Raw genomic sequence first — 11,363 nt, 5'->3', positions numbered from 1 at the left:
ACACCGCACCGGCGATGGGCCGGGATATCTGGGTATGCGGACGGCCGCTTCTTCTCGGACTGGGAGCCGCCCTCTGCGGCGGCGTTCGGCGGGCGACATTGCCCGCGACGCCAGGGCCTTATGCCCGGTCGTCAACAAACCGAAACCGCTCGGTAATGCGGCCATGATGCGGTCACCCGAATGGGACGTCAACCCATCACCGTTCCGAACAGCGCGCCGAGGCCGTACGTCACGCCCGCCGCGGCGCCGCCCAGAGCCAGTTGACGCAGCCCGCTGAACCACCACGAACGGGCCGTCACGCGCGCCACCACGGCGCCGCAGCCGAAGAGCCCGAGCAGCGCCAGCAGCACCGCAGGCCAGAGGGTACTGGCCCCCAACAGGTAAGGAAGGACAGGCAGAAGCGCGCCCAGAGCAAAGGAACCAAAGGAGGAGATGGCGGCAACGGTCGGAGAAGGAAGGTCCGACGGGTCGATTCCCAATTCCTCGCGCGCATGGATCTCCAGCGCCTGCTCGGGGTCGCGGGAGAGCTGTTCGGCCACCTTCCGGGCGAGCTCCGGCTCCACCCCGCGGGACTCGTAGAGGGCCGCCAGCTCCTCCTGCTCGTCCTTCGGGTGCTTGCGCAGTTCGGCCCGCTCGATGTCCAGCTCCGCGACCACCAGCTCACGCTGCGAAGCCACCGAGGTGTACTCCCCCGCGGCCATCGAGAAGGCGCCGGCCGCCAGCCCCGCCAGGCCGGTAATGACGATCGTCTGCTGCGACACCGCGCCGCCGGCCACTCCCGTCATCAGGGCGAGGTTGGACACCAGGCCGTCCATCGCGCCGAAGACCGCGGGGCGCAGCCAGCCACCGTTGACATCACGGTGGGTGTGGTTGTCGCGGTGCGCCACGTGGGTCGGCGCGGCCGTGTCCATGATCTCCATGACCGACATATCGAGACCTGCTCCCTGCTCTGCGAGGTGTGGGCCGATGGCGGCTCTTCCCCCTCCAACGCCTCGAAGTTATGCGCGAATTGCCCTCCTCCGCTAGCAAGGAAGGCCGAACTTACCCAGCTGACCTGCGGTTTTGTCGGAGCGAGGAGCTTGTGATCTGGCTCACGAGGGCTTCCGGCGGCCATCGGGCGCCGTCCGGCACGGTCGACCGGGTGACCCTGCCGCCCCGGACAGGAGAGCCGGACCGCCGCGGGGGACGGATACCGGGATGCCGGGCCGCGCGACGGCCGCAGCCGGCCCCTCCGGCCGGACCGCCCACACGCCCTCCCGCCCCCCGATCCCCGCAGCCCCCTCGCCCCCCTCGATCCCGTGAAAGGACTCCCCGATGACGGACGCCACCACCACCGCCACCGCGACGCAACCGGACCCGGAACCACCGGACCCGGCCCGGCTCCCGGCGCCGTACGACGACGCCCCGGCGGCCGGGCCGGCCGCCCCGCCGCCCGAGGTCCCCCAGTTGGAGGACCGGGCGGCCGGCGCGCTCGTCGGGGCCGCGGTCGGCGACGCCCTCGGCGGGCCGGTCGAGGGCCTGACGCCGGAACAGATCGTGGCCCGGCACGGCGGCCGGATCGAGGGCATCGTCGGGCCGTTCCACACGGACTGGCGCACCGCCCGGCCGCTCGCGCCGTACCACAAGGGCGACGGCCACATCACCGACGACACCCTGATGACCCATGCGCTGGTCCGCGTCTACGAGACGGTCCGCGACCACCTCGACGCCTACGACGTCGCCGACCACCTCGTCCCCGACCTGATCGGCACGCCCCGCTGGATCCCCGAACTGGAGGCCGAGGCGCTGCCGTTGCAGCGGATCTTCCTCGCCGAGAAGTGGATCGTGGCGCGGCTGCACTACGGGCACGCCGATCCGCGCGAGGCCGGCGTCGGAAACATCGTCAACTCCGGTGCGGCGATGTACATGACGCCGGTCGGCGTGGTCAACGCCGGCAATCCGGACCGGGCTTACGCCGAGGCACTGGACATCTCCGCCGCCCACCAGTCCTCCTACGGCCGGGAGGCGGCGGGGGTGTTCGCCGCCGCGGTGGCCGCCGCGTTCCTGCCGGACGCCACCGCGGCCTCGGTCGTCGGGCACGCGCTGCGGCTGGCGAAGGACGGCACCCGGGCGGCGATCGAGGCGGTCTGCGACGTCGCCGCGCCGCATACCGACTACGAGTCCGCGCTGGTCCCGCTGCGGGCCGCGGTCGCCCCGTTCGACACCGTCGGCCCCGACTACCGCGAACCGTCGCTGGGCGCCCGCCGGCCCTCCCGGCTGCACGCCGTCGAGGAGCTCCCCATCGCCCTGGGCATGCTGCTGGTCGCCGACGGCGACTACCGGGCCACCGCGCTCGGCGCGGTCAACTACGGGCGCGACTGCGCCGCCATCGCCACCATGGCCGGTGCGCTCGCCGGCGCCCTCCGCGGCGCGGCGGCGGTGCCCGCCGAGTGGAGCACCGAGGTCGCCCGGGCCAGCCGGCTCGACCTGCACGCCCCGGCCACCGCGCTGGCCGCCGTCACCCGCGAGGTGTTCGCCCGCGACCGGGCCCGGCAGCTACGCCACGAGCAGGCGTTCGGCGCCATCGCGGCGCGGACGGCGCCGAACGAGGCCAGCGGGCGCTGACGGCGCGCCGGCCGGCGTCCGCCGGCGGATACGGCGGAGCGCCGGGCGATCCCGCGGTGAACGGGTCCGCCCGGCGCTCCGGTCGGCTGGATGGCCTTCGCCGGCGTCAGGACTTCGCGCCGCCGGCGCTCCCGGCGGCCTTATCGATCTTCTCGGCCTTGTCTGACTTCTCCGACTTCTCGGCCTTGTCAGCCCCGCCAGCCTTGTCAGCCTTGTCCAGCTTGACGCCCTTGTCGGCTCCGGTGCCCTCGGCGCCGTTCTGGGCGCCCTCGCCGAGCTGCCACTCCGGCTCGACGATCTCCTCGCGGCCCGGGGCCTTCTTCGCCGAGACGATCATGTAGACGACCGCCAGGACGAAGACGATCAGCGCGGTCCAGACGTTCAGCCGCATGCCCAGGATGTGGTGCGCCTCGTCGACCCGCATGTACTCGATCCAGGCGCGGCCCGTGCAGTAGGCGGCGACGTAGAGCGCGAAGACCCGGCCGTGGCCGAGGCGGAAGCGCTTGTCCGCCCAGATCACCAGCGCCGCGACGCCCAGGCACCACAGGGACTCGTAGAGGAACGTCGGGTGGTAGGTGCCGCCGATGCGGCCGATGGCCGGGTCCGGGTCGATCTTCAGCGCCCACGGGAGGTCGGTGGGCTTGCCGTACAGCTCCTGGTTGAACCAGTTGCCCCAGCGGCCGATCGCCTGCCCGATGGCCAGGCCCGGCGCCAGCGCGTCGGCGTAGGCCGGCATCGGGATGCCCCGACGGCGGCAGCCGATCCAGGCACCGAGCGCGCCCAGCGCGACCGCGCCCCAGATGCCGAGGCCGCCCTGCCACACCTTGAAGGCGTCGAGCGGATGGCCGTTCTTGCCGAAGTACGGCTCGTACGTCGTGATGACGTGGTAGAGGCGCCCGCCGACCAGGCCGAAGGGCACCGCCCAGACGGCGATGTCGGCGACGGTGCCGGTGCGGCCACCGCGCTGCACCCAGCGCCGATTGCCGAGCCAGACGCCGACGAACACGCCGATGATGATGCAGAACGCGTAGCCGCGCAGCGGGATCGGGCCGAGGTGGACGACACCGACCGACGGGCTGGGAATGAATGCGAGGTCCATGGCAGGACCGACGCTACCGCGCCGGGCCGGGTTGACGACAACCCGGCCCGGCAACGGCTGCGTAACGACCCCGTCCGGACGGCGGCCCGTACCGGCCGCCCGGCGGGTCAGCCCTTCCCGGGCTGCTTGCCCTTGTTGGCTTCCAGGACCATCTTCTTGAGCTCGGCCGGGGTGACCCGGCCGCCCTGGACCTGGGCGAGGTCCTTGCCGTTGAGCAGGACGGTCGGGGTGCCGCGGAACCCGGCGCTGGTGAACGCCTCGTTGGACTTGCGGACGAAGGCGTCGTACCGGCCGCCGTTGACGCACTTGGTGAAGGCGGGCGACGCCAGGCCGCCGACCTTCCCGGCCAGCTGGATCAGGTACTTCTTGTCGCTGAAGCGGTCCTGCTGCTCGGGCGGCTGGTGGGAGTAGAGGACGTCGTGGTAGTCGCGGAACTTCCCGGCGTCCTGGGCGCACAGGGCGGCGTTGCCGGCGTTCAGCGAGCCGGAGCCGCCGGCGTTGCCGTCGATGAGGGTGGCGAGGTGGTACTCCACCTTGAGCTGGCCGGAGTCCTGGAGCTGGTGGATCACCGGGCGGAAGCCGGTCTCGAACTGCTGGCAGGCCGGGCAGCGGAAGTCCTCCCAGACCACGAGGGTGGAGTGCGCGCCGGGCGCGCCCACCGGGACGGCGGGCTTGTCGCCGTCGCTGGCCTTCTTGGGGAGGGCGAACGCGGTCTCGGCGGTGCTGCCGGACCCGCCGCCGGAGGACACCCACACGGCGACCCCGCCGGCCACCGCGAGCGCCGCCACCACCGCGCCGCCGACGACGGCCTGGCGGACCCGCCGGGCGCGCGACTTCTCCTTGATGCGCTGGGCCTGCAGCCGCTCGCGGGCGCTGCTCGTTCCGTCACGGTTCTGGCCGTCTTGGTTCTTCTGGTTCACGCCCGTGGACAACGAAGCGGAGGGGGGCAGTCGCACCCCTCCGCTCCGAGGTTCGCTCGATCGGACGATCCCGTCGGGGTCAGTCCCGGGTCGCGCCGCGCCGGCGCACGCCGTCGCCGAGTTGGCCGGCGAGGGCCCGCACCGCGGCGAGTCCGGCGTCAACGTCGCCGTCGGCCGCCAGCAGGCACTTGACGAACGCCGAGCCGACGATCACACCGTCGGCGAAGGCGGCCACCTCACGGGCCTGCTCGGCGTTGGAGACGCCGAGTCCGACGCAGACCGGCAGGTCGGTGGTGGCGCGGGTGCGGGCCACCAGGTCCGCCGCCTCGCGGCCGACGGACGCGCGGGTGCCGGTGACGCCCATCAGGGAGGCGGCGTAGACGAAGCCGCTGCCGGCCGCGGTGATCTTGGCGAGCCGCTCGTCCCGGCTGCTCGGCGCGACCACGAAGACGGTGGCCAGGCCGTGCTGCTCGGCGGCCTTCCGCCAGACCTCGGACTCCTCGACCGGGAGGTCCGGCAGGATGCAGCCGGCGCCGCCCGCCTCGGCGAGGTCGGCGGCGAACCGCTCGACGCCGTAGCGGTCGACGGGGTTCCAGTACGTCATGCAGAGCACCGGCGCCCCGGTGGCGGCGTGCACCTCGCGGACCGTGCGGAGCACGTCGGTGATCCGGATGCCGGCGCGCAGCGCGATGTCGTCGGCGGTCTGGATCACCGGGCCGTCCAGGACCGGGTCGCTGTGCGGCAGCCCGACCTCGACGATGTCGCAGCCGCCGTCCAGCATCTCGGTCATGGCCCGGATGCCGCCGTCGATGGTGGGGAAGCCGGCCGGGAGGTAGCCGACCAGCGCGGCCCGGTCCTCGGCGCGGGCCTGCGCCAGGACGGACGTCAGGAGTTCGATGTTGCCCGCCATCACTTGTCCCCCTCGCCGGTCTGGTCGTCGTTGCCGTAGAGCCCGAAGTAGCGGGCTGCGGTGTCCATGTCCTTGTCGCCGCGCCCGGAGAGGTTGACCAGCAGCAGGCCGTCGGGGCCCAGCTCCCGGCCGACCTCCAGGGCGCCGGCCAGCGCGTGGGCGCTCTCGATGGCCGGGATGATGCCCTCGGTGCGGGACAGCAGCCGCAGGGCCTGCATCGCCGCGTCGTCGGTCACCGCGCGGTACTCGGCGCGGCCGACGTCCTTGAGGTAGGCGTGCTCGGGGCCGATGCCGGGGTAGTCCAGGCCGGCCGAGATCGAGTACGGCTCGGTGATCTGGCCGTCCTCGTCCTGGAGGACGTAGGAGCGGGAGCCGTGCAGGATGCCGGGGGTGCCCTCGGTGAGGGTGGCGGCGTGCTCGCCGGTCTCGATGCCGTGGCCGCCGGGCTCGCAGCCGATCAGGCGGACGCCGGCGTCGGGCAGGAAGGCGTGGAACAGGCCGATGGCGTTGGAGCCGCCGCCGACGCAGGCCAGGGCGGCGTCCGGCAGCCGGCCGGTGCGCTCCAGGATCTGCCGGCGGGCCTCGACGCCGATGACCCGGTGGAAGTCGCGGACCAGGGCTGGGAAGGGGTGCGGGCCGGCGACCGTGCCGAAGAGGTAGTGGGTGCGGTCGACGTTGGCGACCCAGTCGCGGAACGCCTCGTTGATGGCGTCCTTGAGGGTGCGGCTGCCGGACTTCACGGCGATGACCTCGGCGCCGAGCATCCGCATCCGGGCCACGTTCAGGGCCTGCCGCTGGGTGTCGACCTCGCCCATGTAGATGGTGCATTCGAGGCCGAAGAGGGCGCAGGCGGTGGCGGTGGCGACGCCGTGCTGGCCGGCGCCGGTCTCGGCGATGACCCGGGTCTTGCCCATCCGCTTGGTGAGCAGCGCCTGACCCAGCACGTTGTTGATCTTGTGCGAGCCGGTGTGGTTGAGGTCCTCGCGCTTGAGGAACACCCGGGCCCCGCCGGCGTGTTCGGCGAACCGCGGCACCTCGGTGAGCGCACTGGGCCGGCCGGTGTAGTTGACCATCAGGTCGTCGAGCTCGGCGGCGAACGCGGGGTCCGCCTTGGCCTTCTCGTACTCGGCGGCGACCTCGTCCACCGCGGCGACCAGCGCCTCGGGGATGAACTTGCCGCCGAAGGCGCCGAAGTAGCCCTCGGCGCTGGGCACTTGACCTTCCGGATCAGGAAGGAAGAAACGGGAACTTTCGGAGGACATCTGGGCACTCCTCAACCAGGGCGTACCGCCCCGGAGGTCCGGTTTATCGGGATGAGGTGACGACTGCTGAGCGCAGTGACGCGCCGCCGCTACGGGGACGGCGCCTCAGCGCACGGTCCCCGGACGCCATCGCATCCCGTTGATCTGGCCCGGTTCGGAGCCGATGTGGTACCGGACCCGGCGTCCCCGGATCCGCCGGCCGGGTGCCCGGCAGCCGCGGTGCCACGAGGGCAGCGCGATCGGCGACCCCCCGCTCGAACGACGTCGCGAGCGGACGAGCTTGGCCACGGGGCGGCGGGGGGCGGCGGTCATCTCGGTCTGCCCTGTCCTGGGGTGGCCGGGGTCAGTCCCGGCCGTGCCGGATCGCCGGGTGGGAGCCGGCCGCGACCAGGTCGGCGACCGCGGTCCTGGGGTCCTTGCCGGTGACCAGCGACTCGCCCACCAGGACGGCGTCGGCGCCCTCGTTGGCGTAGGCGATCAGGTCGTGCGGGCCGCGCACACCGGACTCGGCGACCTTGACGATGTGGTCGGGGATCTCGGGGGCGACCCGGGCGAAGGTGCCCCGGTCGACCTCCAGGGTCTTGAGGTTGCGGGCGTTGACCCCGATGATCCGGGCGCCGGCGTCCACCGCGCGCTGCACCTCGTCCTCGTCGTGCACCTCGACCAGCGGCGTCAGCCCGATCGACTCGGCCCGCTCGATCAGCGAGACCAGCGCCTCCTGCTCCAGCGCCGCGACGATCAGCAGCGCGAGGTCGGCGCCGTAGGCCCGGGCCTCCCAGAGCTGGTAGGCGGTGACGATGAAGTCCTTGCGCAGGACCGGGATGTCCACCTTGGCGCGGACGGCTTCCAGGTCGGCCAGCGAGCCGCCGAACCGGCGCTGCTCGGTGAGGACGGAGATCACCGCGGCGCCGCCCGCCTCGTAGTCGGCGGCCAGGCCCGCGGGGTCGGCGATCGCGGCCAGCGCGCCCTTGGACGGGCTGGAGCGCTTCACCTCGCAGATCACCCGGACGCCCTCGCCCTTCAGCGCGGCGACGCCGTCCTTGGCCGGTCGCGCCTTGCGGGCCCGTTCCTTGAGCTCGTCGAGGCCGACGCGCGCCTGCCGCTCTGCGAGGTCGGCGCGGACTCCGTCGATGATCTCATCGAGCACGCTCACGCGAGCGGCCTCCTGTCTGGACGGTGGAGGTGGACAGCGGCCTGTGGGACTCAACCACTGCCCCGGCCGGTTCTCCGATGGTATCCGCCGCCGGGGTCAGGTCCCGCATCCGGTTGACCGCGGTCCCAGAACCTGGACATCTCCGGGATTCCCGGTGGTTCGCCCCCGGGGGCGGGCCGGGCCGCACGGCGCGCGCCTCACGGGCGCAGTCCGGCGCCGAAGGGGAGGTTGCGGACGACCGTGAAGGCCAGCAGCAGGGCGCCCAGCGCCCACCAGTGGGCCGGCCGGGGCCGCGGACCCGCGGTGGGCCGCCCGCGCGCCGCGCGGGCCAGCCAGACCAGCCAGAAGAGCGCGAACGCAGCGTAGCCGGCCACCGCGGGGGCGTTGGCGGCGAGCGCCGCGAGCAGGTCGCCGTGCGCGACGGCGTGCGCGCTGCGCAGCCCGCCGCAGGCCGGACAGAGCAGGCCGGTGAGGTGCCGCAGCGGGCAGACCGGGTAGTGGCCCGGTTCGCCTGGGTCGATCACGCCGACCCAGGTGAAGGCGGCGGCCACCGCCGCCAGGGTGCCGACCGGTGCCGCGAGCCGGCGCACCGGGCCGCGGGAGACGTCCGGTCGCAGCGGGACCACGGGATCGCTCACGGTGCCGATGGTGCTACCGGACGCGGGAAGGCGCAGCTTCTCGGCCGCCGTACGGGGCACGGGCCGTACGGGGGCACGGGCCGTACGGGGGCACGGGCCGTACGGGGGCACGGGCCGTACGCGGCGGGAAGCGGCGCCTTCGGGTTCCCGGCGAGCGGGGCTCAGCCCTCCTGCGGCTGGGCCTTGGCCGGGGCGATCTTGGCGGAGCGCTTGGGCTCCTGGCCCATACCGGCGGCGCGCATCAGGCCACCCACGACGGCACCGGCGGCGATCAGCACCATGCCCGCCCAGAAGCCGGCCACGTTGGCCATCACGATGAAGGCACCGGCCACACAGAAGCCGATGAACGCGATGATGACGCCGGTCCAGGCGGCGGGGGTGTGTCCGTGGCCACTGCTCGACATGGAGTGCTCCTCGTTGCTCTGTCGCGCCGGGGTCCGGGCGCGCGAATGTCGTCGTCCATTGTCACCGATGCCGGACGGAACCCTTTTACCGGGTGGGGTCCTCGCCGCGGTCCAGGGACTTCCAGATCTCCTCGGGGCGCTCCAGGTCCGGCGCCGCCGGGGCGCGCCGCGGGCCGCGGGCGCCGCCGGGGGTGCGCTCGTACCGGCCCGACATCGCGGGCCAGGAGCGGCCGAAGACCAGGGCCAGCGCCCCGGCCAGGAGTAGCAGCAGGCCGCCGGCGGCGGCCACCCAGGGCCAGACGGTGTGGGTGACGTGATGCACGTCGGCGCCGGCCAGGCCGACCGCGTCGGCGGCCTTCTCGCGCAGCGCCGAGGTGTCGGCGTTGCCGAGCGCGGCGGCGACGGTGACGCCCAGGCCGCTGAGGGCCAGCAGGGCGGCGACCACGATCCGGCCGACCCGGCGGACCGCGAAGACCGCGACCAGGGCGGCCAGGCCGACCACCGCCAGCGCGCCGGGCACCCCGGTCACGTCGGCGCCGGTCACGGTGCGCGGCAGTTCGCCCTGGGCCAGCACCGCGGTGCCCCGGGCCCAGATGCGGCCGGAGGCCAGCAGTGCCAGGCCGGCGCCGGCGGCGCCGAGCAGCAGCGCCAGGGCGAGGGAGCGCTTGGCGCTGCGCGCGGGCCGGGCCGGGGTCGGCTCGGTGTCGGTACGGGGCTGGGGTACGGCACTCACGCGTACCACTATCGCCTACCGGCCGGGGCGGGCCGGCGCGCGGGGGTGCGCGGGATCATTTCCCCAGGTGGTTGGCGGTGTGGACGGCGCGGAGGACGGCCGCGGCCTTGTTGCGGCACTCGGTGTCCTCGGCGACCGGGTCGGAGTCGGCGACGATGCCGGCGCCGGCCTGGACGTAGGCGGTGCCGTCGCGCAGCAGGGCGGTGCGGATGGCGATGGCGGTGTCGGAGTCGCCGGCGAAGTCCAGATAGCCCACGCAGCCGCCGTACAGGCCGCGCCGGGTCGGCTCCAGCTCCTCGATGATCTGCAGGGCGCGCGGCTTGGGGGCGCCGGAGAGGGTGCCGGCGGGGAAGCAGGCGGTGAGCACGTCGAAGGCGGTACGGCCCTCGGCGACCGTGCCGGTGACCGTCGAGACGATGTGCATGACGTGGCTGTAGCGCTCGACGGACATGAAGTCGACGACCTCGACGCTGCCCGGTTCGCAGACCCGGCCCAGGTCGTTGCGGCCCAGGTCCACCAGCATCAGGTGCTCGGCGCGCTCCTTGGGGTCGGCCATCAGCTCGTCGGCGAGCGCCTGGTCCTCCTGGACGGATGCGCCGCGCGGGCGGGTGCCGGCGATCGGGTGCACCATCGCCCGGCCGTTCTCGACCTTGACCAGCGCCTCGGGGCTGGAGCCGACCACGTCGAAGGGGCGGCCGTCCGCGCCCTCGAAGCGGAAGAGGTACATATAGGGGCTGGGGTTGGTGGCCCGCAGCACGCGGTAGACGTCCAACGCGCTTGCCGTGCAGGGGGTTTCGAACCGCTGGGAGGGCACCACCTGGAACGCCTCGCCGGCCCGGATGCGCTCCTTGACGTCCTCGACGGCGGCCATGAAGGAGTCGGCGCCCCACTTGCCGGTGTACGGGGGCACGGCGGACGGCGGGAGGGCTGCGGCGCTGGCGGGCGCGGGGCGGGCGAGGTCGTCGGCCATCGCGTCCAGTCGGGCCACCGCGTCCGCGTACGCCTCGTCGACGCCGGTCGCCAGGTCGTTGTGGTTGATCGCGTTGGCGATCAGCAGGACCGTGCCGCTCCAGTGGTCCAGCACGGCGAGGTCGGAGGTGAGCAGCATGGTGAGCTCGGGCAGGCCGAGGTCGTCGGTGGTGTGCTCGCCGACCTTCTCCAGGCGGCGCACGACGTCGTAGCCGAGGTAGCCGACCATGCCGCCGGTGAACGGGGGCAGCCCCTCGCCCTCGATGAGGTCATGGGGAGTGTGCAGGGTCTCGACGGTGGCGCGCAGCGCGGCGAGCGGGTCGCCGTCGGTGGGGACGCCGACCGGCGGGGTGCCGAGCCAGTGGGCCTGCCCGTCGCGGGCGGTGAGCGTCGCGGCACTGCGCACGCCGATGAACGAGTACCGCGACCACGTACGGCCGTTCTCGGCGGATTCGAGCAGGAAGGTGCCGGGGCGCTCGGCGGTGAGCTTGCGGTAGAGGCCGACCGGGGTGTCGCCGTCCGCCAGGAGGCGCCGGGTGACGGGGATGACCCGCCGGTCCTTGGCGAGCGTGCGGAAGGCGTCGAGGTCCGGTGCGGCGGTGCCGGTGGTTCCCGTGGTCATGGCAGCGGAGCTTACTGGGATGGGTGGGCGGGGGATTACTGGGACGGGT

General features: G+C 73.6%; 12 protein-coding genes. 1 reads left to right on the top strand and 11 read right to left on the bottom strand.

Features of this window, described 5'->3' with window-relative positions; translation table 11 throughout:
* Positions 1 to 188 precede the first annotated feature (188 nt).
* Complete coding sequence (locus tag MOV08_RS30200; RefSeq protein ID WP_039641862.1) at positions 189 to 920, bottom strand: VIT1/CCC1 transporter family protein; 732 nt, start codon at positions 918 to 920, stop codon at positions 189 to 191.
* Positions 921 to 1,314: 394 nt separating this feature from the next.
* On the opposite strand from MOV08_RS30200, the gene MOV08_RS30195 reads away from it, so the two are divergent.
* Complete coding sequence (locus MOV08_RS30195; RefSeq protein WP_275309584.1) at positions 1,315 to 2,604, top strand: ADP-ribosylglycohydrolase family protein; 1,290 nt, start codon at positions 1,315 to 1,317, stop codon at positions 2,602 to 2,604.
* 106 nt (positions 2,605 to 2,710) lie between these two features.
* Here MOV08_RS30195 and lgt read toward each other — a convergent pair whose 3' ends face one another.
* From lgt to MOV08_RS30145, 10 genes are all read right to left on the bottom strand, one after another.
* Positions 2,711 to 3,703: a prolipoprotein diacylglyceryl transferase gene (lgt, locus tag MOV08_RS30190; protein WP_275309583.1), complete on the bottom strand. Its 993-nt coding sequence runs from the start codon at positions 3,701 to 3,703 to the stop codon at positions 2,711 to 2,713.
* A 107-nt stretch (positions 3,704 to 3,810) separates the two neighbouring features.
* A complete protein-coding gene (locus tag MOV08_RS30185) occupies positions 3,811 to 4,623 on the bottom strand; it encodes a DsbA family protein (RefSeq protein ID WP_039641860.1) in 813 nt (270 codons plus the stop codon).
* A 79-nt stretch (positions 4,624 to 4,702) separates the two neighbouring features.
* Positions 4,703 to 5,533, bottom strand: coding sequence for a tryptophan synthase subunit alpha (trpA, locus tag MOV08_RS30180; RefSeq protein ID WP_275309582.1), 831 nt, complete (start codon positions 5,531 to 5,533; stop codon positions 4,703 to 4,705).
* Positions 5,533 to 6,795, bottom strand: coding sequence for a tryptophan synthase subunit beta (trpB, locus tag MOV08_RS30175; RefSeq protein WP_039637453.1), 1,263 nt, complete (start codon positions 6,793 to 6,795; stop codon positions 5,533 to 5,535). Before trpB ends, trpA begins: the two co-directional genes overlap by 1 nt.
* Before the next feature lie 105 nt (positions 6,796 to 6,900).
* Positions 6,901 to 7,107: a tryptophan biosynthesis modulator TrpM gene (trpM, locus tag MOV08_RS30170; RefSeq protein ID WP_073445085.1), complete on the bottom strand. Its 207-nt coding sequence runs from the start codon at positions 7,105 to 7,107 to the stop codon at positions 6,901 to 6,903.
* A 31-nt stretch (positions 7,108 to 7,138) separates the two neighbouring features.
* Positions 7,139 to 7,948 carry an indole-3-glycerol phosphate synthase TrpC gene (gene trpC / locus MOV08_RS30165; protein WP_039637451.1) on the bottom strand — a complete coding sequence of 270 codons (810 nt, stop codon included), beginning with the start codon at positions 7,946 to 7,948 and terminating at the stop codon, positions 7,139 to 7,141.
* 197 nt (positions 7,949 to 8,145) lie between these two features.
* Positions 8,146 to 8,586, bottom strand: coding sequence for a DUF2752 domain-containing protein (locus MOV08_RS30160; protein ID WP_275309581.1), 441 nt, complete (start codon positions 8,584 to 8,586; stop codon positions 8,146 to 8,148).
* Between the two features lie 161 nt (positions 8,587 to 8,747).
* Positions 8,748 to 8,990 carry an HGxxPAAW family protein gene (locus MOV08_RS30155; RefSeq protein ID WP_039637450.1) on the bottom strand — a complete coding sequence of 81 codons (243 nt, stop codon included), beginning with the start codon at positions 8,988 to 8,990 and terminating at the stop codon, positions 8,748 to 8,750.
* A gap of 85 nt (positions 8,991 to 9,075) precedes the next feature.
* Complete coding sequence (locus MOV08_RS30150) at positions 9,076 to 9,723, bottom strand: TIGR02234 family membrane protein (RefSeq protein ID WP_275309580.1); 648 nt, start codon at positions 9,721 to 9,723, stop codon at positions 9,076 to 9,078.
* 55 nt (positions 9,724 to 9,778) lie between these two features.
* On the bottom strand, positions 9,779 to 11,314 hold the full coding sequence (locus MOV08_RS30145) for an anthranilate synthase component I (RefSeq protein ID WP_275309579.1): 1,536 nt from the start codon (positions 11,312 to 11,314) through the stop codon (positions 9,779 to 9,781).
* Positions 11,315 to 11,363 lie beyond the last annotated feature (49 nt).

The sequence above is a fragment of the Streptomyces yunnanensis genome (assembly GCF_029011865.1).
GTDB classification, from domain to species: domain Bacteria; phylum Actinomycetota; class Actinomycetes; order Streptomycetales; family Streptomycetaceae; genus Streptomyces; species Streptomyces yunnanensis.
Note: the sequence above shows the minus strand (reverse complement) of the source record. Positions and strands in the feature narration are given on the sequence as shown.

Coding starts and splice junctions, on each gene's coding strand:
- MOV08_RS30200 (WP_039641862.1), bottom strand. CDS start 920: ATGGAGATCATGGACACGGCCGCGCCGACCCACGTGGCGCACCGCGAC.
- MOV08_RS30195 (WP_275309584.1), top strand. CDS start 1,315: ATGACGGACGCCACCACCACCGCCACCGCGACGCAACCGGACCCGGAA.
- lgt (WP_275309583.1), bottom strand. CDS start 3,703: ATGGACCTCGCATTCATTCCCAGCCCGTCGGTCGGTGTCGTCCACCTC.
- trpA (WP_275309582.1), bottom strand. CDS start 5,533: ATGGCGGGCAACATCGAACTCCTGACGTCCGTCCTGGCGCAGGCCCGC.
- trpB (WP_039637453.1), bottom strand. CDS start 6,795: ATGTCCTCCGAAAGTTCCCGTTTCTTCCTTCCTGATCCGGAAGGTCAA.
- trpM (WP_073445085.1), bottom strand. CDS start 7,107: ATGACCGCCGCCCCCCGCCGCCCCGTGGCCAAGCTCGTCCGCTCGCGA.
- MOV08_RS30155 (WP_039637450.1), bottom strand. CDS start 8,990: ATGTCGAGCAGTGGCCACGGACACACCCCCGCCGCCTGGACCGGCGTC.
- MOV08_RS30145 (WP_275309579.1), bottom strand. CDS start 11,314: ATGACCACGGGAACCACCGGCACCGCCGCACCGGACCTCGACGCCTTC.